We start from the raw sequence: 21749 nt of genomic DNA on the forward strand, positions 1-21749 counted from the left end.
CGTCCACCCCGCCCGCCGGACGTGCCGCCTGGTGGCAGGAGGGCGCCGACGACGGTCTCTCCCCGTCCACCGACACGGTGCTCGTCGACGGCGTACCCCTGGGCGGCGGCAGCCGCGTCCGGCTTCGCCCGCGGCGCCGGGGCGCCGACGCCCAGGACATGTTCCTGGCCGGGCGGACTGCCGAGGTGGCCGCCGTCTTCCACGACGTGGACGGCAGCGTCCACCTCGCCGTCACCCTCGACGATGATCCCGCGGCCGAACTGCACAGCTGGTACGGCCGCTTCCACTACTTCCGTCCCGACGAACTCGAACCGCTCGAACCGCTCGAACCATCGCGCCACTCGAGTCCGACCGACTCCGACACCCCCCGCAGCGGAGGCCGTTGACATGACAACCCACAGCAGCACCACCGAGGTCAGCGGCGAACCCGACCGCGCCGAGGACCGGCAGGGCTTCGACGAGATCCACATCCTCTGGATCTCCGAGGGCATGAGCTGCGACGGCGACACCGTCTCCCTGACGGCCGCCGACCAGCCCTCCATCGAGGACCTCGTGCTCGGCCTGATCCCGGGCCTGCCGAAGGTGAACCTGGTCAACAAGGTGCTCTCACCGAGCCTGGGCGGCGAGGACTTCCTCGCCCCCTACCGGGCGGCCGCACGCGGCGAACTCGCCCCGTTCATCCTCGTCATCGAGGGTTCGATCCCCAACCAGAACATCATCAAGGGCGACGGCTACTGGACGTCCTTCGGCAACGACCCCGAGACCGGCCAGCCGCAGACCCTGAACCGGTGGATCGACCAACTCGCCCCCAAAGCCTGGGCGGTGGTGGCCGCCGGCACCTGTGCCACCTTCGGCGGCATCCACGCGATGGCCGGCAACCCGACCGGCTGCATGGGCCTCGCGGACTACCTTGGCTGGGATTTCAGGTCCCAGGGCGGCCTGCCCGTGGTGAACGTGCCCGGCTGCCCGATCCAGCCCGAGAACTTCATGGAGACCCTGATCTGGGTCCTCTACCACGCCGCCGGATCCGCCCCGCCGCCCCCGCTGGACCACATGCTGCGTCCGCAGTGGCTGTTCGGGAAGACGGTCCACGAGGGCTGTGACCGCGGCTCGTACTACGAGCAGGGCACCTTCGCCAAGGACTACAACTCACCCAAGTGCCTGGTGAAGACGGGCTGTTGGGGGCCGGTGGTCAACTGCAACGTCCCCAAGCGCGGCTGGATGGCCGGCATCGGCGGCTGTCCGAACGTCGGCGGCATCTGCATCGGCTGCACGATGCCCGGCTTCCCCGACGCGTTCATGCCGTTCATGGACGAGCCGCCCGGCGGAACCCTGTCCTCCATGATCGTCAAGCCGTACGGCGCCGTCATCCGCCGGCTGCGCGGCTTCACCAACGAGCTGGTGAACCACGAACCCAGATGGCGCCACAACAAGCGGAAGCTGACCAGCGGTTACGACCCCTACTGGCGGCCCTGACACCGCGCGAGACCCACCCCACCACGGACCGACGCAGCACCGACAGCAAGGGGCAGTAACAGCGATGACCACAACCGAGTCCCGGCCCACGGGACGCAAGCCGGCGCAGCTCGTGGACATGTCCTGGGACCCGATCACCCGCATCATCGGCAACCTGGGCATCTACACGAAGATCGACTTCGCCAACCGGGAAGTCGTGGAGTGCCACAGCACCTCGTCGCTGTTCCGCGGCTACTCGGTGTTCATGAAGGGCAAGGACCCGCGCGACGCGGGCTTCATCACCTCGCGCATCTGCGGTATCTGCGGCGACAACCACACCACCTGCTCCGACTACGCCCAGCAGATGGCCTACGGGGTCAAGCCGCCGAGGCTCGCCGAGCACATCGTCAACCTCGGCGAGGCGGCCGAGTACATGTTCGACCACACGATCTTCCAGGACAACCTGGTGTTCGTGGACTTCTGCGAGGCCATGGTCAAGGCCACCAACCCCGGAGTGCTGGCCCGCGCCGAGCGCACCGACGCGCCCCGCGGCGACATCCACGGCTACCGGACCATCGCCGACATCATGAAGGCCTTCAACCCCTTCGAGGGCGAGGTCTACAAGGAGGCCCTGAAGGTCAGCCGGGTCACCCGCGAGATGTTCTGCCTGATGGAGGGTCGGCACGTCCACCCGTCCACGCTGTACCCCGGCGGCGTCGGCACCCTGCCGCAGCCGACCGTCTTCACCGACTACCTCAGCCGCCTGATGCGGGTCATCGACTTCGTCAAGAAGGCCGTCGCCATGAACGACGACGTCTTCGACTTCTTCTACGAGGCGCTGCCCGGCTACGAGCAGGTCGGCAACCGCCGTATCCTGCTGGGCTGTTGGGGAGCCTTCCAGGACCCCGACGTCGTCGACTACCGCTACGAGAACATGAACGCCTGGGGCAAGGCGATGTACGTGACCCCCGGCATCGTCGTCGACGGGCAGCTGGTCACCAACAACCTCGTCGACATCAACCTCGGACTGCGCATCATGCTGGGCAGCTCCTACTACGAGGACTGGGTCAACGAGAAGCCCTTCGTGACCCACGACCCGCTCGGCAATCCCGTCGACATGCGCCACCCCTGGAACCAGACCACCGTGCCGGTGCCGCAGAAGCGCGACTTCGCCGACAAGTACAGCTGGGTGATGAGCCCCCGCTGGTACGACCGCCGCACCGGCGACCACCTCGCCCTGGACACCGGCGGCGGCCCGCTCGCGCGGCTCTGGTCGACCGCGCTCAGCGGCCTCGTCGACACCCCGTACGTCAAGGCCACCGGCAACAGCGTGCGCATCTCGCTGCCCAAGGGCGAGTCGCTGCCGGAGACGACGCTGGAGTGGCGCATCCCGAAGTGGAGCAACACCATCGAACGGGACCGCGCCCGGCCGTACTTCGTCGCCTACGCGGCCGCCATGGCCCTGCAGTTCCTGGAAGAGGCCATGGGTCTGGTGCGCGCGGGCGACACCAAGGTGTTCGAAAACTTCGAGGTGCCCGACGAGGCCATCGGCTGCGGCTTCCACGAGGCGGTGCGCGGTGTCCTCTCCCACCACCTGGTGATCAAGGACAAGAAGATCGCCAACTACCACCCCTACCCGCCCACTCCCTGGAACGCCAGCCCCCGCGACAAGTTCGGCACTCCCGGCCCGTACGAGGACGCCGTCCAGGGCCAGCCCATCTTCGAGGAGAACGGGCCCGACGACTTCAAGGGCGTCGACATCATGCGCACTGTGCGCAGCTTCGACCCCTGTCTGCCGTGCGGGGTGCACATGTACGTCGGCAAGGGCAAGACGCTGACCACCCTGCACTCGCCGACCTATGGCGCGAACCATGGCTGAGGCCGGTGCCGTGGAACGGCTCGCCGACCCGGCGGTGGAGTCGCGGCTCGCCCGCCTCGACCAGCTGCTGGAAGGGCTCGAATCCGCCCCCGGCCCGGGCACCCGCTCTGCGATCGAGGCGGTACGGCTGCTCACCGAGGTCTACGGCGAGGCGCTGGCCCGGGTCATGGACCACGCGGACGCGCAGCTGTCCGAACGCCTGGCCGACGACGAGTTGCTGGGCCACCTGCTGGTGCTGCACGGGATCCACCCGGAGCCCGTCGAGCGCCGGGCGGCCCGCGCGGTCGAGCGGCTGCGGCCCGCCGTCCAGGAACGCGGCGGCGACGTGGAGTGGGCCGGCGTGGACGGGGAGGTGGGCCGCGTGCGGCTGACGACCGGCGGCTGCGGCTCGGGCTGCGGCGGCGGCACGAGCGACGTGACCGCCGCGGTCCAGGAGGCGGTGCTCGCCGTGGCTCCGGAGCTGACGGCGGTGGAACCGGCGCCGGCCACGGCGCCCGCCGCCTTCGTACCGCTGACCACGCTCACCCACCGGGGCTCACCGTGACCACGGACGGCGCCCTGGCCCGCCTCATCCGCTCCGCCGCCGACCGCACGGCGCAGCCCGAGGCGGAGCGGTGCGACCTGTGCGCCGCGCCGGTCGCCGACGAGCACCCGCACCTCTACGACACCGCGGACGACCAGGTGTGCTGCGCCTGCGGCCCCTGCTCGGTGCTGTTCGCCGACGGTGGCGGCGGGGACGGACGCTACCGGCTCGTCCCCCGCAGGCGGATCCGCCTGCCCCGGGTGGACACTGATGTCCTGGGCGTGCCGGTCGGCCTGGTCTTCTTCGTGCCCCGTTCCGACGGCACGGTCACCGCCGAGGGCCCGAGCCCGGCCGGAGCCATGCGGTGGGAGGTCGACGCCGAGGCCTGGCAGCGGCTGGCCGCGGAGTGTCCGCGGCTCGCGTCCATGGAACCCGACGTGGAGGCACTGCTCGTGAACACCGTCCATGGCAACGACCACCACTGGATCGTCCCCGTCGACGACTGCTACCGGATGGTCGCCGTCGTACGCCGCGAATGGCGGGGCCTGTCCGGCGGCGGCCGGATCTGGCCCGCCGTCGACCGGTTCTTCGAGGACCTCACCGAGCGGCCATGAGCCCGCGCTCCGCTGTGCGGAGGCGAGGAAGGAGAGCACCCATGGGCAGCATCAGAGTCGGCCGAGCCCAGGCCAAGCCCGACTCGACCGGGCACGTGCCCGGCATGCACCAGGGCAACATCGGCCCGTACGACGACCAGACCGGGCATCACGAGGACGGCACCGCCGACGCGCGCCGCTCCACCGGGATCCATTGGAAACGGCACGACGCCCTGCTGGACGTCATGCCGAACATCCCGCCGGGATGAGGAACAGCAGGGAGCCGGAATGAAGGTGCAACGAAGTGGGAGCGCACAGGACGGGACGTCGGGGCGGCGGTTGCTGATGGCCGAGGCCGCCCTGGCCGGGGCCGTGGCCCTGGCGCTGTTCGTCCGGGAGTTCCCGAGCCTGCGGCGCGAGATGCGGATCTACCGGATGGCCGGCGGCCTGCGCGCGGGTCACCGGTATCCGTGAGCCGGCCGTGCACGAACTGTCGATCGCGACCGCGATCATCGAGCGGGCCGACGAACTGGCCCGGGCGGACGGGACGGACGCCGTCGCGGCGGTGACCGTGCGGGTCGGCGAGCTGTCGGGAGTCGTCCCCGACGCGCTCGACTTCGCCTTCGAGGTGGCCCGCGACGGCACTTCGCTCGCCGCGGCCCGGCTCGTGGTCGAGCAGGTCCCCGCGCAGGCCTACTGCGGCCCGTGCGCCGAGGAGTTCCCGGTGGGCATGCCCCCGTTCTTCTGGTGCCCGCGCTGCGACCGCCCCTCCACCGAGCTGCGCAGCGGCCGGGAACTGGAGATCACCGGGATCGAGGCCCGGCGCTGACAGGAGCGGGGCCCCGCCGACACTCTTGAGGTCGGTGGGGCCCCGCCCGCGTCCAAGGTCAGCAGATGCGCGGCAACTGCTCACCGAGCGGCAGGTCCACCACACGGGTGCCGCCGAGTCCCGTCGCGACCACGACCATGCCGGGGTGGTCGGCGACGCACTCACCGATCAGCGCGGCCCCGGCGCCCTGCGGGTGGGCGCGCATCGCCGCGAGGACGGCCTCCGCCTCCGTCGGCGGCACGAAGGCGACCAGCCGGCCCTCGTTGGCGACGTAGAGCGGATCGAGCCCCAGGAAACCGCAGGCGTTCGCGACCGCGTCCGGCACCGGAATGGCCCGCTCCGTGAGCCGGACACCGGTTCCGGAGGCGCGGGCGATCTCGTTGAGGGACGCGGCCAGACCTCCGCGGGTCGGGTCGCGCAGGACGTGGATGTCCGGGGTGACCGCAAGCATGGACGCGACCAGGTCCGCCAGCGGCGCGGTGTCGCTGGCCAGCTCGACCCCGAACTCCAGCCCTTCGCGGACGCTCATGATCGCCACCCCGTGCAGCCCGATCGGCCCGCTGACGATGACGGCGTCACCGGGCCGCGCCCGCTGGGGCCGGATGTCCACCCCGTCCGGGACGAGCCCGACCCCGGCGGTGGTGACGTACACGCCGTCGCCGTGCCCGGACTCCACCACCTTGGTGTCGCCCGTGGCGATGGTGACCCCGGCGGTCTCGGCCGCGGCACCCATGGCGCGCGCGATCCGTTCGACGACGGTCAGCTCCACGCCCTCTTCCAGGACGAAGGCGGCCGACAGGTAGGCGGGCCTGGCCCCGCTCATCGCCAGGTCGTTGACGGTGCCGTTGACCGCCAGGTCACCGAGACAGCCGCCGGGGAAGAACAGCGGCCTGACCACGTAGGAGTCGGTGGAGAACGCCAGCCTGGCGCCGCCCAGTTCGAGGACGGCGGAGTCGGCGAGGCCGGCCAGGGTGGCGTTGCCGTACGCGGGGACGAAGACCTGCTCCATCAGCTCCGCCGACAGCGCTCCGCCCCCGCCGTGCCCCATGACCACGACGGGCTGGTCGCGCAGGGGGGCCGGGCAGGTCCAGTTCGCGGGATCGACGGTTTCGACGAGATCAGCCAACGGGGTTCATCTCCTTGCCCGCCGCCCCGGCCGCCTGCGGCGTCGCGGCGTTCATCCGGCGGTACAGGTAGTACGCGGCACAGGCGCCCTCGCTGGAGACCATGGTGGCGCCGAGCGGGGTGCGCGGGGTGCAGGTGGTGCCGAAGGCCGCGCACTCGGTGGGCTTGATCAGCCCCTGGAGCACCTCGCCCGCGCGGCACTCGGCGGGCTCCTCGGTGCGGATGTCGGTGACCTGGAAGCGGTGCTCGGCGTCGTACGCGCGAAACGCCTCGGTCAGCCGCCAGCCGCTGTCCGGGATGGGCCCGATGCCGCGCCAGTTCCGGTCGGTGACCTCGAACACCTCCTCGATCATGCGTACGGCGGCCGGGTTGCCCTCCTCGCGCACGGCACGGGGGTAGGCGTTCTCCACCCGGTGCTCCCCGCGCTCGAGCTGACGCACCGCGCGGCGGATGCCCTCGAGGATGTCGAGCGGCTCGAAGCCGGTCACCACGAGCGGTACGCCGAACCGCTCGGCCAGCCGCGGGTACTCGGCCGTGCCCATCACGCTGCACACGTGGCCGGCGGCGAGGAAGCCCTGCACCCGGCAGGACGGCGACGTCATGATGGCCTCGACGGCCGGGGGCACGCGGACGTGCGACACCAGGAGGCTGAAGTTGGTCAGGCCGAGGCGGCGCGCCTGGTGCACGGCCATCGCGTTGGCGGGCGCCGTGGTCTCGAAGCCGATGGCGAAGAACACCACTTCCCGGTCCGGGTTGCGACGGGCGAGCTCCAGGGCGTCGAGCGGTGAGTAGACCACCCGTACGTCGCCGCCCTCGCCCTTGACGCGGAACAGGTCCCGGCCGGTGCCCGGCACCCGGAGCATGTCGCCGAAGGAGCAGAAGACCACCTCGGGACGTGAGGCGATCTCCAGCGCCTGGTCGATGACGTCCAGCGGGGTGACGCACACCGGACAGCCGGGGCCGTGGATCAACTCCACCTGTTCGGGCAGGAGTTGGTCGATGCCGTGCCGGATGATGGAGTGGGTCTGGCCGCCGCACACCTCCATCAGGGCCCAGGGCCGGGTGACGGTGGCGCGGATGTCGTCCAGCAGCCGCCGGGCGAGGTCCGGGTCGTTGAACTCGTCGATGTACTTCACGCGGTTCCCGCCTCCTTCGCCGCCTGCTCCCAGGCGTCACCGAACTCCTCCTCCAGCAGCCCCAGTTCCTCGAAGAGCTGCAGGGAGGCCAGGGCCGATTCCTCGTCCAGTCGCTGGAGGGCGAACCCGACGTGGACGATGACGTACTCACCCACCCGCACGTCCGGCACGTACTCCAGACACGCCTGCTTCTGCACACCGCCGAAGTCGATCAGCCCGGTGAGCGGGTCGGCACCGTCGTCGATCGAGACGACCTTGCCGGGCACTGCCAAACACATGGGTCACTCCTCCTGTCGTTCGTGCGCCGCGACCACGAGTTGTCCAAGGGCCAAACCGCCGTCGTTCGGGGGGACTTCGCCGTGCCGCAGCACCGCGAAGCCGTCCTGGGCGAGAAGCCGCGCGCACTCCTCCTCCAGCAGCGCGTTGGCGAACACCCCACCGCTCAGCGCGACGGTCGCCACTCCGGTCGCCCGGCGAGATCGCCGGCAGATCTCCGCCACGGCCCGCGCGACGCCACGGTGGAAACGCGCGGCGAGCACCGGGACCGGTGTGCCGCGACGCAGGTCGGCGACGATCGCGCCGAGCACGGGCGCCGGGTCGCACAGGCCGGAGGCCAGACCGAAGGCGTACGCCCTGTCGTCGGCGTCCCGGGCCGCGGCGGCCGCGGCCTCCAGCTCCAGGGCGGCCTGGGCCTCGTATCCCGCGCGGTGACACACACCCAGCAGGGACGACACCGCGTCGAAGAGCCGGCCCATGCTGGAGGTCGCCACGCAGGCCACTCCGCGCGCCAACTGGCGCTCCAGAACGCTCAGTTCGGCCGACGAGCAGGCGGCGACGCACGGCAGGTCCGGCTCCCACGCCAGCCCAGCGGCCCACAGCCGGGCCAGGGCCAGCCGGCAGGGGTTGGCCACCCCCGCGTCACCGCCGGGCAGCGGGGCCGGGGCGAGGTGGGCGAAGCGGCGGTGGCCCCTGTAGTCGGCGAGCAGGAACTCGCCGCCCCAGACGGTGCCGTCGTCGCCGTAGCCCGTGCCGTCGAAGGCCACGCCGATCACGGGTGTGGTGCCGTCGAGGCCGTGCTCGGCCATCGCCGAGGCGATGTGCGCGTGGTGGTGCTGGACGAACGCGGGCGCGGGGAGCGGCAGTTCGGCGGCGCGGCGGCGGGCCCAGCGGGAGGAGTGGTAGCCGGGGTGCCGGTCGGCGGCGACGAGCTCGGGGGTGACGCCACTGAGCCGCCGCATGTGTCCCTCGGCCCGCTGGGCGGCCTCCAGCGTGGTCAGGTCGCCCATGTCGCCGATGTGCGGGCCCAGCCAGGCCTGGTCGCCCTCGCCGACGCAGAGCGCGTTCTTGAGGTCGCCGCCCACCGCGAGGGCGGGCCGCACGGCGACCGGCAGGCGCAGCGGGCGGGGCACATACCCGCGGGAGCGCCGCAGCACCTGCTCCGTGCCGTCGGCGCGCACCCGCAGCAGGGAGTCGTCGCACGGGGAGGCGATGACCCGGTCGTGGGCGAGCCAGGCGTCGGCCAGCCCGGCGAGGCGGGTCAGCGCCTCCTCGTCGTCCGTGACGATGGGTTCGCCGGAGCGGTTGCCGCTCGTCATGACCAGCACCCGAGGGCCCGGCGGGTCACCGGGCAGGCCCAGCAGCAGCGTGTGGACGGGCGTGTAGGGCAGCATCACACCGAGGTGCGGGCTGCCCGGGCAGACGCCGGGCGCGAGGGGGAGGCCCGCGGCCCCCGTCCGTCGGCGCAGCAGGACGATGGGGCGGCGGGGGCCGGTGAGGGCCGTCCGCTCGGCCGAGGAGACCTCGGCGATCCGCTCCACGGTGTCGAGGTCGGCGCACATGACCGCGAACGGCTTGCCGCCGCGCTCCTTGCGGGCGCGCAGCGTGTCGACGGCCCGTGCGTCGGTGGCGTCGCAGGCCAGGTGGTAGCCGCCGAGGCCCTTGACGGCGAGGATCCCTCCGGCCGCCAGCACAGCCCGCGCCGCCGCCAGGGCGTCGCCGTCCCGTGCGGGGCGCGGCCCGCCGCCGGGGGCGGGGACCAGGCGCAGCCGGGGGCCGCAGTCCGGGCAGGCGACGGGCTGGGCGTGGAAGCGGCGGTCGGCGGGGTCGCCGTACTCCCGGGCGCAGGCGGGGCACATCGGGAAGCCGGTCATCGTGGTGAGCGCCCTGTCGTAGGGCATGCCCGTGGCGATGGTGAAGCGGGGGCCGCAGTGGGTGCAGGTGACGAACGGGTGGCGGTGGCGGCGGTCGGCCGGATCGGCCAGTTCCCGCAGACAGTCGGCGCAGGTCGCGGTGTCGGGCGGGAGTTGGGTGCGGCCGGAGGAGTGTTCGGTGGCACGGATGGTGAAGGAGCCGTCGGCGCCGGTGACGGGCAGCTCTTCGACTCCGACGCCGGTGACGGTGGCCAGCGGCGGGGGCTCGGCGGCCAGCCGGTCGCAGAACCGGGCGACCTCTTCCGGCGGGCCCTCCACCTCGATGAGGACGCCGCTCGCCGTGTTGCTCACGAAGCCGGAGAGCGCGAGGCCGGTCGCCAGGCGGTGCACGAACGGCCGGAAGCCCACGCCCTGCACGGTGCCGCGCACGGTGACGCGACGGCGCACCGCCTGTGCGGCGGGCGCGGTCACGAGACGCGGCCGGCCGTGAGGCCGGGGTCCTTCCGTACATGCCGGTGGGGGTGCGGGGCGAGGGGCGGACGGTGCACGGGAGCCCCGTCCCGCGCGGCGAGCACCCGGTCCAGTACGGTGCCGACGCCGTCGCCGTCCCGGGCGCAGGACCGGACGACCTCCACCCCGGGGTTGACCCGCCGCACATGGGCGAGGAAGGCGGCCTCGTCGAAACCGGCGGCCTCGGCCAGGTCGGTCTTGGTCAGCACGACCAGATGGGCGGAGCCGAAGGCGGTGGGGTACTTCAGCGGCTTGTCCTCGCCCTCCGTCACCGCCATGAGCACGATGCGCAGACTCTCGCCGAGGTCGTAGGAGGCCGGGCAGACGAGATTGCCGACGTTCTCCACGAACAGCACCGCGGTGTCCGCGGGCAGCCAGTCGCGCACATGGGCACTCAGCTGCCGGGCCTCCAGATGGCACAGCCCGTCGGTCAGCAGCTGTTTCACCGGTGCCCCCGAGCGGGCCAGCCGCCGGGCGTCGTTCTCGGTCGCCAGGTCGGCGGTGAGAGCGGCCACCGGGACGCGCCGCTCCACCGCGAGGGCCAGCACCCGTCCCAGCAGCTCCGTCTTTCCGCTGCCCGGGCTGGACAGGAGGTTGACCACGCCCACGCCGCGCCGGCTCAGTTCCTCGCGCAGGCTCGCGGCCAGGCCGTCGTTCTTCGCCAGGACGGCCTGGGTGACGTCCTCCATGGACTCGCACATGGGCGGTGCTCCTCGCGGTCGGTGTGGGGGAGGGACCGGGATGTCGGTGCGTCACCGATCCTCGGCGCCGCCGGCCACCGGCAGCGGCAGCCCGGCCGCGGACGGGCCCGTGGATTCGTCCGGGCGGCTCAACGGAGGTGTGGCCAGGGGGTCGGCGAGCAGGACCGGGACCAAGGTGTGCAGGGTCTCGACGGCTCGCTCGACCGCCTCACGGACCGTCGCGCTGAGGCCCGGCGCGATGTCCTCCTCGCCGCTCGGCCGCAGCTCGGGCTCGCAGGCGAGGACGAGGACGCGCGGCAGCGGCTCGTCGCCGAGGTGGGCGGCCAGGGCCAGCACCTTGGCCGGATCCATGCCGTGCGCCTCGGGCGGGGCGGCACCCTCGCCGCCGTCCGGGAGGTCCGGTTCGATCAGCGACAGGGTGCCCGGCCGGTGGCCCCGCACGGCCGCGTCGACGAGGACGGCGATGTCGTAGCCGTCGAGCAGTTCGTACGCGAGATCCAGGCCGCGGATGCCGAAGTCCCGCACCCGCACCTCGGCGGGGAGCGGCCGCCGGTCCAGGGCGCGGATCACCTCGGGGCCGAAGGCGTCGTCGGCGAGGAAGATGTTGCCGACGCCCGCCACCAGCAGGCGGGTGCCGGACCCGGTCACCGGTCACCCCCGGCGACGGGCTCGCCGACCGGGGCGAGGGGCCGGGCCGAGCCGACCGGCAGCTTGCGCACGAAGGCCGAGCGCAGGGCGTGGTACGGGGCCCGCGCATCGAAGAAGATGGCGCGCATCCGGGCGAGTTCGGCCCGCCGGTGGTCGGAGAGCGGTCGTCGTTCCTCGTCCGCCCGGCGTGTCGCGGCCTTCGCGGCGATCTGCCGGGCGAGGTCCGGGGCGTCGGCGAGCGCGGTGGCCAGCTTCTCGATCTCGGCGGCGAACGCCTGGGCCGGCACCGGCAGCAGACGGTCCACCATCCCGAGCCGTGCGGCGGTGGCCGCGCTCACCGGCAGCGCCTCGGTGGTCAGCCGCCGCGCGGTCTCGCCTCCGACGCGGCGGGGCAGCGAGTAGGTCCAGTACTCCGAGCCGTACAGGCCCATCCGCCGGTAGTGCGGGTTGAGGACGGTGCCCGTGCGGCACCACACCTGGTCCGCGGCCAGCGCGAGCATGACGCCGCCCGCCGCCGCGTTGCCGCCGAGCGCCGCCACCACCAGCCGGTCGGTGGTGCGCAGGACCGCCTCGACCAGGTCGTCCATGGCGTTGAGGTTGGACCAGGACTCACCGGCGGGGTCGGCGGCGGCCTCGATGACGTTCAGGTGGATGCCGTTGGAGAAGAAGTCGCGGGATCCGCCCAGCACCAGCACCCGGCTGGGCCGGGTGAGCGCGTGCCGGTAGGCGGCGAGCAGCCTGCGGCAGTGGTCGGTGCTCATCGCCCCGCCGGGGAAGGAGAAGGTCAGGAAGCCGATGTCGCCGTGCTGCCGGTACCGGATGTCGGTCCAGGTCCTGCGGCCTGCGGGCAACTCCAGCGGGGCGGTGACCTCCGGCAGCGACGGGGCGGAGAAGGCGGCGAGCACGGAGGCCGCGGGACGGCGGAACGGCGCCGGGTCGCCGGAGCTCTTGCGGGGCCGCAGCTCCGGAATCCACACCGCGCCGTCCCGGGTGGCCCGGCAGACCGCCCCGGCGCGCGTGGCGAGCAGTTCCCCGGGGCGTCCGCGCAGTTCGTCCTCGGGGTGGCCGCCGTGCAGGAACACCTCGTGGCCGAGGAGTTCGTCCAGGACGCCCGGCTGCGAGTCGGCCCCACGGAGCTTGCGCAGCACTGTCACGGTGCTGTCGTTCTCCCAGTCGATCCCGCGCCGCTCCTGGCGGAAGAAGTCGCGCCAGACAACGCGGACCGAGGGATCGCTCTGCGGCTGCGGCTTGAACGCCCCCTCGGCGTAGCGCCGTACGGCCAGGTGGACGGCGGCCGCGGCGGCGTCCGAGGCCTCGTTGCGGTACAGGTCGCTCTTGCCGACCGGCTCGGTCGGGAAGGACGCGGAGGCCCACACGTCGCCCGCGTCCATGCCCGCCTCCGCCTGGAGCACCGTGACCCCCCACTCGGGCGCGCCCTCGGCGACCGCCCAGTCCAGGGAGGACGGGCCGCGGTCGCCGGGCGGGCCCGGATGCACGATGAGGCAGGTGTGCGCCCGCCAGACGTCCTCCGGCAGCGCCGTCCTCAGCATCGGCGCGATGATCAGTTCCGGACGCACCTCTCGTACGGCGGTCCGGATCGCCTCGGTGCCGTGCGAGGCGAGAACGACGTCGACCCGGTGCCCTTCGTCCGACAGTTCCGCGTACACGCGCTGGGACAGGCTGTTGAACGCGCTGGCGACGAGCAAGATGTCCATGACGCGGCATGATTGTCGGTGTGCCGGAGGGCGAGAAGGACCCGGGCGGCGTTTCGCCGTCCTCCGCGGGCTTGCTTCCACCATCCGGAGCGCATCCGGGGTTCCCGGACGTCTCGCTGACCTCGTTCAGCCCGCCGTGCCGCACCGATGGACCGCGGCCAGCACCGGAGCCACGCCGTCCTCCTCGCGGATGCGCGCCCCCAGATCGGCGGCGCGCCGCGCGAACGCCGGATCGCGGGTGGCCCGCATCAGGGCGGTGGCCAGGGTGTCGGCCGTCAGGCGGCGCAGCGGCAGGGCGCGGGGGGCGACGCCCAGGGCGACCAGGCGCGCGGCCCAGAAGCCCTCGTCGAACTGGATCGGTACCGGCACCGTCGGCACTCCGGCGCGCAGGGCGGCCGCTGTCGTACCCGCGCCCGCGTGGTGGACCACGGCGGCCATGCGCGGGAAGAGCACCGCATGGGGGACCTCGTCGATCGTCAGCATGTCCGAGTCGGATGCTTCGAGACCGGCCCAGCCCCGCTGGATCACGCCCCGCAGCCCGGCCCGGCGCAGGGCGCGCACCACGGCCCCGCTCAGCCGCTCGGGGTCGGGCACGGTAGCGCTGCCCAGGCCGACGTACACCGGCGGTGGCCCCGCGTGGAGGAAGTCCCGTAGCGCGGAGGGGAGTTCGCTGTCGCCGTCGTACGGCCACCAGTAGCCGGCCACGGTGAGGCCCGCACGCCAGTCGCCCGGCCGCGGCACCACCAGCTCGCTGAAGCCGTGCAGCACCGGCCGCGCCTGCCGCTCCCGGGCCCGCCGTACCGCGGTGGCGTTCGCAGGGGGCAGTCCCAGCCGTTGCCGTACGGCCGGCAGTGCCCCGGCGAAGACCTGCTCCACGGCCAGGGTCACCCCGTGCCCGGCGATCCGGTTGCCCACCGCTCCGAGCGAGCGGACTCCGAGCATGGGCGGTCCGAACTCCCGTGTCGGGGCGAGTGGTTGCAGGGGAACGTCCAGATACGGCAGGGACAGGCCCTCGGCGATGGTGCGGCCGAGCGGACCCACGGAACCGGACAGGAGCAGCAGCTCGCTGGACCGGGCGGCCGCCACGAGGTCGTCCGCCATGCGTCCGACCAGCGCCCGCGCCATCGCGACCACTCGTACCAGCTTGCCCACCCCGGTCGCGCTGCGATGCAGTCCGCGTCCCCGTGCGGACTCCAGCTCGGCCCGCGGGTCGACGGGCAGGGGATGGAAGCGGACGCCCGAGCCGGCCACCAGCGGCTCGAACCGGGCGTGGGTGACCAGGGTGACCTCGTGCCCGGCACGGACGAGGCCGTGTCCGAGGCCGGTGTACGGGGCCACATCGCCCCGGGATCCCGCCGTCATGATCGCTACGCGCACGACGGCCAGTATGACGCCGTGTCAGGTCTCACCGCGACAACGACCCGTGCGGGACGGCCACTTCACCCCTGTCACATCCGTTGACTTCCCTCTTCCGGTGGCTCTACTTTCGGCGCGCGAAACGTTCGGTTAACCGATCCTCGTTCGGTATATCGAATAAGCCTTGTGGTCTGCCTGAGATCCCCTCACACCGGAGGAGCCGCATGTTCCCCCCGCCGCACCCGCTCCGCAGACATGCCCACCCGCGCCTCGGATCCGCCGCCGTACGGCTCCTCGCCCTGGTCCTCACCGCGACCGCGGCCCTCCTGTTCGCCGGCCCCGGCCCCGCTCGGGCGGCGACGAGCCGTCAGATGGCCGTGCCCACCGCCCCGATGGGCTGGGCCTCCTGGAACAGCTTCGCCGCGAAGATCGACTACAGCGTCATCAAGCAGCAGGTCGACGCGTTCGTGGCGGCCGGCCTGCCGGCGGCCGGATACCAGTACATCAACATCGACGAGGGCTGGTGGCAGGGCACCCGCGACAGTGCCGGCAACATCACCGTCGACGAGTCCGAGTGGCCCGGCGGCATGAGCGCCATCGCCGACTACATCCACAGCAAGGGCCTCAAGGCGGGCATCTACACCGACGCCGGCAAGAACGGCTGCGGCTACTACTACCCGACCGGCCGCCCCGCCGCGCCCGACACGGGCAGTGAGGGCCACTACGACCAGGACATGCTGCAGTTCTCCGAATGGGGCTTCGACTTCGTCAAGGTCGACTGGTGCGGCGGTGACGCGGAAGGGCTCGACGCCGCGTCGACGTACCGGTCGATCAGTGACGCGGTCACCAGGGCGACAGCCACCACCGGCCGTCCGCTCACCCTCTCGATCTGCAACTGGGGCAAGCAGAACCCCTGGAACTGGGCACCGGGCCAGGCCCCCATCTGGCGGACCAGCACCGACATCATCTACTACGGCGACTCGCCCTCGATGTCGAACCTGCTGTCCAACTTCGACCAGACCCTGCACCCCCTCGCCCAGCACACCGGCTACTACAACGACCCCGACATGCTGATGGTCGGCATGGACGGCCTCACCGCCGCCCAGAACCGTACCCACATGAATCTCTGGGCCATCTCCGGCGCCCCGCTCCTGGCCGGCAACAACCTCGCCACCATGAGTTCGGAGACGGCCGGCATCCTCAAGAACCCCGAGGTCATCGCCGTCGACCAGGACCCGCGCGGCCTCCAGGGCGTCAAGGTCGCCGAGGACACCACCGGACTGCAGGTCTACGGCAAGGTCCTGTCCGGCACCGGCAACCGCGCCGTCGTCCTGCTCAACCGCACCTCCTCCGCCCAGAACATCACCGTCCGCTGGGCGGACCTGGGGCTGACCAACGCCGCCGCGACCGTCCGTGACCTGTGGGCCCGCACCAACCTGGGCTCGTACCGCACGAGTTACACCACCAGCGTCCCGGCGGGCGGCTCGGTGCTGCTCACCGTCACCGGCGGTACGGAAGCGGTGAGCAGCACCTACACCGGGACCGCGAGCTTCTCCGGCGTGGTAGCGGGAAGCACCGGGGTCAAGGTCGTGGACGTCGCCTACACCAACAACACCTCCAGTGCCCGCACCGCGACCCTCAAGGTCAACGGCCAGGGCTCGACGACTGTTTCCTTCCCGCCCACCGGCTCCTCGCAGGGCACCGTCTCGGTGATGGTCGGCCTGTCCAAGGGCTCCTCCAACACCCTGGCCTTCACCGGCGCGCCGGCCCTGGCGGACATCACGGTCCGTCCGCTGCCCGGAGCGGGCGGCACCCAGGCCGTCGGCAAGCAGTCCGGCCGCTGCCTCGACGTCTACGACAACACGATCACCAACGGCACCCCGGCCGAGCTCTGGGACTGCAACGGCGGCCAGAACCAGGCCTGGACGTACACCTCCCGCAAGGAACTCGTCGTGTACGGCGACAAGTGCCTCGACGCCTACAACCTCGGCACCACCAACGGCACCAAGGTCGTCATCTGGGACTGCAACGGCCAGAACAACCAGAAGTGGAACGTGAACAGCGACGGCACCATCACCAACGTCAACGCCGGGCTGTGCCTGGACGCGTACAACAACGGCACGGCCAACGGGACGCTGCTGGACCTGTGGAGCTGCAACGGCGGCGACAACCAGAAGTGGACGTTGAACTAGCGCCGGCCCAAGTGCCGCATGCCCCGCCCGTGTCCGGGCCCGGCCCGTCGGGCACACTCCTCTGACGCGACGAGAATCACGCAGACGGGTGTGACGATCCGGCCGGTGCCGGACACGAACGGGACATGAGCAACGACGAGATCTTCGCCGCTGCCTATCGCGAGCACTACTGGGCGGTCAGCCGCTATGTCGCGCGGCGACTGGACGGGCGGATCAGCGAGGTGGAGGAAGTGGTGGCGGAGGTGTTCACGGTCGCCTGGCGACGCCGGGCCGACCTGCCGGGGTCCCCGCTGCCCTGGCTGTACGGCGTGGCCCGCAACTGCCTGGGCAACGCGGTACGCGGACACGGGCGCCGGCGCCGGCTGGTGGACCGGCTGGGCAACGACCAGAGCGCGCACGGGCGGCACATCGTGGACAGCCCCGACGCCGAGTCGCCCGGCGCCTGGGTGCACGAGGCGCTGGGGAGGCTGTCCGGGACCGACCAGGAGGTGCTGCGCCTGACGGCTTGGGAGGAACTGGACATCGACGAGGTGGCCGTCGCCCTCGGCTGCGGCAGACGGGCCGCGGCGATGCGACTGCACCGGGCCAGACGCCGGCTGAGAGCCGAGATAGAGCGCATGCGTCCCCCGCTCAAGACCGGTGCGGCCACGAAGGAGCACGACCATGGCTGACGAACTCGACCTGCTGCGCCGCGCCAACCCCGTTCCCGTCGGCGGCGCCCACTTCGGCGACGGACCACTCGACCACCGTGCCGAACGGCACCTCGCGGGCCTGCTGAGCGAGCGGCCCGCCGAGCGCCGGCCCCGGCTGCTCAACACCCGGCGTTCCCGGGTGACTTGGGGACTCGTCACCGCGGCCGCAGTCTCCGCCGTCACGCTGACCCTGGTCGTCAGTGGCCCCGGCACACAGCCCGCCGTCGCCGCGCCCCGCCCCCTGGTGGTGCTGGCCGACTCCACGCCTCTGCCCCTGGAGCAACTGGCCGACCGCGCCGAGACGGCCGCCGTCGACGGCTCACCCAAGCTGCGCAAGGGCACCCATGTGCAGTCCTGGACCCTGGCCATGAGCGACGACAAGCCCCCGATCACCCTTCCCGAGGAGCGCATCGTGCGCTGGAAGGCCGACGGCAGCCACACGGAGCTCGTCGTGGCGACCGATCCGCGCCACCGCGGCCGGCCCGTCCTCAGCGACGAGGGCGGGGACCCACGCCTGGTCGAGGACGGCCATGTCGTGGACCGGCGGACGTACCCGCCGAGTTGGAGCGACGCCCCTCCCGAGTCGCCGCCGCCGCACGACGTGGCCGGGCTGCGTGCCTATCTGCAGGAGACCGAGTACACCTCCACCGCCCTGGCGACCCCGGAACTCCTCCAAGCCGTCGCCGGCCTCCTCGACCACTGGACGCTGGGCGCCCGCGAGAACGCCACCCTCGCCCGCCTGCTGGCCGGCACCCGCGGACTGCGGCCGGTCGGCGAGGTCACCGACCGGCTCGGACGGCGCGGACAGGCCTACGTGTACGACGGATCCGGCACCCGCACGATGCTCGTCATGGACCCGTCCGACGGTGCCGTACTGGGCCTGGAGACCACCTTCTCCCGGGCCGATCCCGAGTACGGCGTCAAGGCCGGCGACGTGATGTCGTACAGCGCCTGGATGCGCTGATCACACCCCCAGCTGCCGGGCGGCGGCGTCGACGGTCTGCTCCAGCAGCGTGGCGATGGTCATCGGACCGACGCCGCCCGGCACGGGGGTGATGAGCCCGGCGCGCTCGACCGCGGAGTCGAAGTCGACGTCGCCCACGTTGCCCGGGTTGTACCCGGCGTCGATCACGACAGCGCCGGGCTTGATGTCCTCACCCCTCACGAGCCGCGGCCGCCCCACCGCGGCGACCACGATGTCCGCCTCGCGCACCACCGACGACAGGTCGGTGGTGCGCGAGTGGCAGTACGTCACCGTCGCGTCGCGGGCGAGCAGCAGCATGCCGACCGGCTTGCCGAGGATGGCGCTGCGGCCCACGACGACGGCGCGTTTGCCGGCGGGACCGACGTCGTACTCGTCGAGGAGTCGCATGATCCCGCCGGGCGTGCACGAGACGAACCCCGGCAGGCCGAAGCTCATCGTGGCGAACGAGGCGAAGGTGACGCCGTCAACGTCCTTCTCGGGCGCGATCGCCTCGAACGCGGCCCGCTCGTCGATGTGTTCACCCACCGGATGCTGCAGCAGGATGCCGTGCACGGCGGGATCGGCGGACAACTCCCGCAGAGCGGCGACGAGTTCCCCGGTGGTCGTGGCGGCCGGCAGGGCCACGTGCCGGGACTCGATGCCGGCCCTGCGACAGCGGTTGTGCTTCATACGGACGTAGGTGACGGAGGCGGGGTCCTCGCCGACCAGAACGGTCGCGAGACAGGGGGCCGTTCCCGTGCGTGCGGTGAGGTCGGCCGCCTTCTTGGCGGTGTCCTCGACGATGCGCCCCGCGAGCGCGGTGCCTTCAATGAGCCGGGCCTGCGGCATGATCCACTCCTGGGCTGGTGTGACCGGATCGCCCAGGCGCACGGCATCGACTGTTCGCGGCCGCTCCCCGGTGGTGCTCCACCTCAGCGCCAGTCACGGCCCGCCACGAGCCTAACCGACCGGCTCCTCGCGCACCGGCGGGGCCGCCGTCGGATCGACACCGTCGAGGAAGCCGGACGCCTGGGCGTGCAGACGCCCGGCACCGACGGCGCCGGCCCAGCGGGCGACCTCGGCCGCGAGGGCCCTGGCCCCGGCCTCGTCGCCCGTGGCGCGCGCCACCACGGCCAGCAGCAGCTGCTGGGACAGCGTGCCCGCCACGAGGCCCGCGCCGGCACCGAGCGCGGTGGCCCGCCGCCAGCGTTCGAGGGCGCGCTCGTGGTTCCCGCCGTCGTGGTCGTGCATGCCGAGGTGCCGCAGTGCCTCCCGGGCCAGCAGCGGATCGGGACCGGACTCCCCGGCCGCCAGGGCGGCCGTGTAGTGGGCCGGCGCGGCGGCGAGGTCGGCGAAGAGGTTGTCGGTGATCAGCCCCAGGTACATCGAGGCCCAGCCGCCTCGCACCTCGTCGGGCGCGCCGTCGCGCAGGTCCCGCGCCTGCCGCCTGAGCCCTGCGAGGACCTCGGGGTCCTTTCCCTCGGGGCCGAGGCGCAGGGCGCCGTCGACGACCAGCAGGCGGCCGTAGGTGTGCCGCAGCCGGGCGAAGCCGAGGTCCCAGTCGTCCGCGGGCAGCAGCTCGGCCGCGGTCTCGAGGCGGGGCCCGGCGATCTCGCTGCCCGTGAACCAGTCGCTCTCCAGGGCGACTTCGGCCGCCGCCCGGGCGAGCCGGGCTCGGTCCGCCGGGTCGTCGGGGACGGCAGAGTCCAGCAGCCGCAGGGCTCTGGGCCAGCGGCCGGCGAGGGACAACTCCTGTGCGGAGGCGATCAGTTCGTCGATGGTGACGGATGTGCGCAAAGCGCTCGTCGCGTTCGTCATGACGAGAGAAGGTAGTTATGCGGAAAACCATCCACAAGAAAACCACTGCGGGAGACAGACGATGGAGGACTCGGCGGACCGGCATGTCGAGGAGTGGGTGAAGGAGCTCGACTGGATGGACCCGGTGAAGGAGGCGATCTTCGTCCGCCTGGCCATCCTGTCCCGGCACGCGTCCAAGGCGCGGCGCGAGATGCTCGACTCCGACGGGCTGCGGCACTGGCAGTACAAGGTGCTGCTCACCCTGCGCCGGCTCGGCCCGCCCTACACCGCGAGCCCGTCACAGCTCGCCGACCGGCTGGGGCTGACCAGGGGCGCGCTGTCGGCCCGGCTGGGACCGCTGGAGGAGGCGGGCCTGATCAGCCGTACCCACGAGGAGGGCGACCGCCGGCGGGTGCGGGTGCGGCTCACCGAGGCAGGAGACGCCGCCTTCGAGCGGCATGCCGCGTCGGAGGAAGCGGGCGAGGTCGCGCTGCTCTCCGTGCTGACCGCAGAAGAACAGCGGACACTAGCCGACCTGCTGCGGAGGCTGGTCGTCGCCGCCGAGTCCGGCCCAGAGCCGCCCGAGCCGAAAAGGTCCAGGTCAACCGGGAGCTGACCTGGACCCTCGCGGTTCTGGCTCCTACTCGTCCCATGCCTGGATGAGGATTTCCTCGGCGATCTTCCCGTCCCGCAGCGTGATCATCGACTCGGCCAGGACCCGGGTCCCGTCCGCGTACTCGCACGACTGGCTGTAGGCGGCGTGGTCGCCCTGGACGATGCACTGGTCGACCTTGTGCGTCATGTCCCGGCTGTAGATGTCCTCGAACACCGCGCCGATCTCGTCGCGGCCGTGCAGGACCCGGGGTTTGCTGGGCTGGCTGTTGCGGTCCACGATGCGCACTTGCGCGTCGTCCGCGTAGAGCGACAGAAGATCTGCCGCCGTGTGTCCCTCGACGCCCTTCTTCAGCGTGTCGGCGTTGAAGCTGCTGCTTGCCGCGGTGCCCATGGTGACCTCCTTCGAGGGCCGCGACCCGGTCGGAAGCGGGCCGCGAAGGCCTCACCTTCGAGACTCCTCCGCCCCGGCGGGCTCGGCAAGCGCAACCGCGCGCTACGCCTCGCGGGTGAGGGGAGGCGGGCGCCCGTGTCCGGCGGGGCAGCGGTGCCGTTGCTCCCAGCATGATCTCAACACGACGTATCGTCGCCGCCGTCGGTCTCGCCGCGGGCCTTACCGGGCTGGCCGCGCCGCTGGCCTCCGCGGCCGAGGCGGCGGCACCGGGCACGGGCGCAATCAACCCGATGGCCACCCTCGACTCACTCACCGTGAGCGACCTGCCCGCGGCGCACAAGGCGGAGATTCCGCGGCCGTCCGGGCAACTGCAGCAGTTGAACCGGCTCAACGACCTCGGCCAGCTGCACCAGCTCACCGACATGGCCGCGCCCGTGACCGGTCTGCTCGGCGGCATCGAGTAGCCGGACCGCGTATC

The 21749-nt window shown here is 72.3% G+C and carries 23 protein-coding genes, 1 pseudogene and 1 riboswitch; of the genes and pseudogenes, 13 read left to right on the forward strand and 11 right to left on the reverse strand.

Features of this window, described 5'->3' with window-relative positions; genetic code table 11:
- From GRC12_RS03350 to hypA, 8 genes and pseudogenes are all read left to right on the forward strand, one after another.
- Positions 1–386: pseudogene (locus tag GRC12_RS03350) on the forward strand (hypothetical protein); the annotation flags it as partial.
- A 1-nt stretch (position 387) separates the two neighbouring features.
- Positions 388–1476: a hydrogenase expression protein HypE gene (locus tag GRC12_RS03355; protein WP_208777211.1), complete on the forward strand. Its 1089-nt coding sequence runs from the start codon at positions 388–390 to the stop codon at positions 1474–1476.
- Positions 1477–1540: 64 nt separating this feature from the next.
- Positions 1541–3334 carry a nickel-dependent hydrogenase large subunit gene (locus GRC12_RS03360; protein WP_208777213.1) on the forward strand — a complete coding sequence of 598 codons (1794 nt, stop codon included), beginning with the start codon at positions 1541–1543 and terminating at the stop codon, positions 3332–3334.
- The gene (locus GRC12_RS03365; protein ID WP_208777216.1) at positions 3327–3878 is read left to right on the forward strand and encodes a NifU family protein; all 552 of its coding nucleotides are present in this window, start codon (positions 3327–3329) and stop codon (positions 3876–3878) included. Before GRC12_RS03360 ends, GRC12_RS03365 begins: the two co-directional genes overlap by 8 nt.
- The gene (locus GRC12_RS03370) at positions 3875–4471 is read left to right on the forward strand and encodes a DUF5947 family protein (protein ID WP_208777218.1); all 597 of its coding nucleotides are present in this window, start codon (positions 3875–3877) and stop codon (positions 4469–4471) included. The genes GRC12_RS03365 and GRC12_RS03370 overlap by 4 nt, the downstream gene beginning before the upstream one ends.
- A gap of 41 nt (positions 4472–4512) precedes the next feature.
- On the forward strand, positions 4513–4719 hold the full coding sequence (locus GRC12_RS03375; RefSeq protein ID WP_133043689.1) for a hypothetical protein: 207 nt from the start codon (positions 4513–4515) through the stop codon (positions 4717–4719).
- Between the two features lie 19 nt (positions 4720–4738).
- Positions 4739–4924 (forward strand): hypothetical protein, encoded by a 186-nt coding sequence (locus GRC12_RS03380; RefSeq protein WP_208777220.1) that lies wholly within the window; start codon positions 4739–4741, stop codon positions 4922–4924.
- Between the two features lie 7 nt (positions 4925–4931).
- Positions 4932–5279: a hydrogenase maturation nickel metallochaperone HypA gene (gene hypA / locus GRC12_RS03385; protein ID WP_208777230.1), complete on the forward strand. Its 348-nt coding sequence runs from the start codon at positions 4932–4934 to the stop codon at positions 5277–5279.
- A 58-nt stretch (positions 5280–5337) separates the two neighbouring features.
- Here hypA and hypE read toward each other — a convergent pair whose 3' ends face one another.
- The 8 genes from hypE to GRC12_RS03425 all read right to left on the reverse strand — a co-directional run bounded on the left by hypE (position 5338) and on the right by GRC12_RS03425 (position 14626).
- A complete protein-coding gene (gene hypE, locus GRC12_RS03390; RefSeq protein ID WP_280117409.1) occupies positions 5338–6405 on the reverse strand; it encodes a hydrogenase expression/formation protein HypE in 1068 nt (355 codons plus the stop codon).
- A complete protein-coding gene (gene hypD / locus GRC12_RS03395; RefSeq protein WP_208777232.1) occupies positions 6398–7540 on the reverse strand; it encodes a hydrogenase formation protein HypD in 1143 nt (380 codons plus the stop codon). Before hypD ends, hypE begins: the two co-directional genes overlap by 8 nt.
- Positions 7537–7818 carry a HypC/HybG/HupF family hydrogenase formation chaperone gene (locus GRC12_RS03400; RefSeq protein WP_208777235.1) on the reverse strand — a complete coding sequence of 94 codons (282 nt, stop codon included), beginning with the start codon at positions 7816–7818 and terminating at the stop codon, positions 7537–7539. The genes hypD and GRC12_RS03400 overlap by 4 nt, the downstream gene beginning before the upstream one ends.
- Before the next feature lie 3 nt (positions 7819–7821).
- The gene (gene hypF, locus GRC12_RS03405) at positions 7822–10161 is read right to left on the reverse strand and encodes a carbamoyltransferase HypF (RefSeq protein ID WP_208777237.1); all 2340 of its coding nucleotides are present in this window, start codon (positions 10159–10161) and stop codon (positions 7822–7824) included.
- Positions 10158–10901 carry a hydrogenase nickel incorporation protein HypB gene (gene hypB / locus GRC12_RS03410; RefSeq protein WP_208777239.1) on the reverse strand — a complete coding sequence of 248 codons (744 nt, stop codon included), beginning with the start codon at positions 10899–10901 and terminating at the stop codon, positions 10158–10160. The genes hypF and hypB overlap by 4 nt, the downstream gene beginning before the upstream one ends.
- Before the next feature lie 51 nt (positions 10902–10952).
- Positions 10953–11549 (reverse strand): hydrogenase maturation protease, encoded by a 597-nt coding sequence (locus GRC12_RS03415; RefSeq protein WP_208777242.1) that lies wholly within the window; start codon positions 11547–11549, stop codon positions 10953–10955.
- A complete protein-coding gene (locus GRC12_RS03420; RefSeq protein ID WP_208777244.1) occupies positions 11546–13264 on the reverse strand; it encodes an enoyl-CoA hydratase-related protein in 1719 nt (572 codons plus the stop codon). The genes GRC12_RS03415 and GRC12_RS03420 overlap by 4 nt, the downstream gene beginning before the upstream one ends.
- 126 nt (positions 13265–13390) lie before the next feature.
- On the reverse strand, positions 13391–14626 hold the full coding sequence (locus GRC12_RS03425; RefSeq protein WP_208777343.1) for a glycosyltransferase: 1236 nt from the start codon (positions 14624–14626) through the stop codon (positions 13391–13393).
- Between the two features lie 218 nt (positions 14627–14844).
- Between GRC12_RS03425 and GRC12_RS03430 the strand changes: the two genes are divergently transcribed.
- From GRC12_RS03430 to GRC12_RS03440, 3 genes are all read left to right on the forward strand, one after another.
- Positions 14845–16812, forward strand: coding sequence for an RICIN domain-containing protein (locus GRC12_RS03430; RefSeq protein ID WP_208777246.1), 1968 nt, complete (start codon positions 14845–14847; stop codon positions 16810–16812).
- 125 nt (positions 16813–16937) lie between these two features.
- Positions 16938–17483, forward strand: coding sequence for an RNA polymerase sigma factor (locus GRC12_RS03435; RefSeq protein ID WP_208777249.1), 546 nt, complete (start codon positions 16938–16940; stop codon positions 17481–17483).
- Positions 17476–18468, forward strand: coding sequence for a CU044_5270 family protein (locus GRC12_RS03440; protein WP_208777251.1), 993 nt, complete (start codon positions 17476–17478; stop codon positions 18466–18468). Before GRC12_RS03435 ends, GRC12_RS03440 begins: the two co-directional genes overlap by 8 nt.
- On the opposite strand, the gene GRC12_RS03445 is transcribed toward GRC12_RS03440, so the two are convergent.
- Positions 18469–19317, reverse strand: a complete 849-nt coding sequence (locus tag GRC12_RS03445) for a bifunctional 5,10-methylenetetrahydrofolate dehydrogenase/5,10-methenyltetrahydrofolate cyclohydrolase (RefSeq protein ID WP_208777253.1) — start codon at positions 19315–19317, stop codon at positions 18469–18471. It abuts the gene before it with no gap.
- Positions 19318–19340: 23 nt separating this feature from the next.
- Positions 19341–19423: riboswitch (ZMP/ZTP riboswitch) on the reverse strand.
- A 5-nt stretch (positions 19424–19428) separates the two neighbouring features.
- A complete protein-coding gene (locus GRC12_RS03450) occupies positions 19429–20286 on the reverse strand; it encodes a hypothetical protein (RefSeq protein ID WP_208777254.1) in 858 nt (285 codons plus the stop codon).
- A gap of 61 nt (positions 20287–20347) precedes the next feature.
- Between GRC12_RS03450 and GRC12_RS03455 the strand changes: the two genes are divergently transcribed.
- Positions 20348–20881 carry a MarR family winged helix-turn-helix transcriptional regulator gene (locus tag GRC12_RS03455; protein WP_208777255.1) on the forward strand — a complete coding sequence of 178 codons (534 nt, stop codon included), beginning with the start codon at positions 20348–20350 and terminating at the stop codon, positions 20879–20881.
- A 24-nt stretch (positions 20882–20905) separates the two neighbouring features.
- Here the strand turns inward: GRC12_RS03455 and GRC12_RS03460 are convergent, their stop codons facing one another.
- Positions 20906–21271: a nuclear transport factor 2 family protein gene (locus GRC12_RS03460; RefSeq protein ID WP_208777257.1), complete on the reverse strand. Its 366-nt coding sequence runs from the start codon at positions 21269–21271 to the stop codon at positions 20906–20908.
- A gap of 170 nt (positions 21272–21441) precedes the next feature.
- Here GRC12_RS03460 and GRC12_RS03465 point away from each other — a divergent pair, with 170 nt between their 5' ends.
- Positions 21442–21735 (forward strand): hypothetical protein, encoded by a 294-nt coding sequence (locus GRC12_RS03465; protein WP_208777259.1) that lies wholly within the window; start codon positions 21442–21444, stop codon positions 21733–21735.
- Positions 21736–21749: the final 14 nt, after the last annotated feature.

The sequence above is a fragment of the Streptomyces griseorubiginosus genome (assembly GCF_017614965.1).
Lineage (GTDB): Bacteria > Actinomycetota > Actinomycetes > Streptomycetales > Streptomycetaceae > Streptomyces > Streptomyces griseorubiginosus_B.

Excerpts from the sequence above, each read along its gene's own strand:
- GRC12_RS03355 (WP_208777211.1), top strand. The coding sequence starts at position 388 with ATGACAACCCACAGCAGCACCACCGAGGTCAGCGGCGAACCCGACCGC.
- GRC12_RS03360 (WP_208777213.1), top strand. The coding sequence starts at position 1,541 with ATGACCACAACCGAGTCCCGGCCCACGGGACGCAAGCCGGCGCAGCTC.
- GRC12_RS03365 (WP_208777216.1), top strand. The coding sequence starts at position 3,327 with ATGGCTGAGGCCGGTGCCGTGGAACGGCTCGCCGACCCGGCGGTGGAG.
- GRC12_RS03375 (WP_133043689.1), top strand. The coding sequence starts at position 4,513 with ATGGGCAGCATCAGAGTCGGCCGAGCCCAGGCCAAGCCCGACTCGACC.
- GRC12_RS03380 (WP_208777220.1), top strand. The coding sequence starts at position 4,739 with ATGAAGGTGCAACGAAGTGGGAGCGCACAGGACGGGACGTCGGGGCGG.
- GRC12_RS03400 (WP_208777235.1), bottom strand. The coding sequence starts at position 7,818 with ATGTGTTTGGCAGTGCCCGGCAAGGTCGTCTCGATCGACGACGGTGCC.
- hypB (WP_208777239.1), bottom strand. The coding sequence starts at position 10,901 with ATGTGCGAGTCCATGGAGGACGTCACCCAGGCCGTCCTGGCGAAGAAC.
- GRC12_RS03420 (WP_208777244.1), bottom strand. The coding sequence starts at position 13,264 with ATGGACATCTTGCTCGTCGCCAGCGCGTTCAACAGCCTGTCCCAGCGC.
- GRC12_RS03425 (WP_208777343.1), bottom strand. The coding sequence starts at position 14,626 with ATGACGGCGGGATCCCGGGGCGATGTGGCCCCGTACACCGGCCTCGGA.
- GRC12_RS03430 (WP_208777246.1), top strand. The coding sequence starts at position 14,845 with ATGTTCCCCCCGCCGCACCCGCTCCGCAGACATGCCCACCCGCGCCTC.
- GRC12_RS03435 (WP_208777249.1), top strand. The coding sequence starts at position 16,938 with ATGAGCAACGACGAGATCTTCGCCGCTGCCTATCGCGAGCACTACTGG.
- GRC12_RS03440 (WP_208777251.1), top strand. The coding sequence starts at position 17,476 with ATGGCTGACGAACTCGACCTGCTGCGCCGCGCCAACCCCGTTCCCGTC.
- GRC12_RS03445 (WP_208777253.1), bottom strand. The coding sequence starts at position 19,317 with ATGCCGCAGGCCCGGCTCATTGAAGGCACCGCGCTCGCGGGGCGCATC.
- GRC12_RS03450 (WP_208777254.1), bottom strand. The coding sequence starts at position 20,286 with ATGACGAACGCGACGAGCGCTTTGCGCACATCCGTCACCATCGACGAA.
- GRC12_RS03455 (WP_208777255.1), top strand. The coding sequence starts at position 20,348 with ATGGAGGACTCGGCGGACCGGCATGTCGAGGAGTGGGTGAAGGAGCTC.
- GRC12_RS03460 (WP_208777257.1), bottom strand. The coding sequence starts at position 21,271 with ATGGGCACCGCGGCAAGCAGCAGCTTCAACGCCGACACGCTGAAGAAG.
- GRC12_RS03465 (WP_208777259.1), top strand. The coding sequence starts at position 21,442 with ATGATCTCAACACGACGTATCGTCGCCGCCGTCGGTCTCGCCGCGGGC.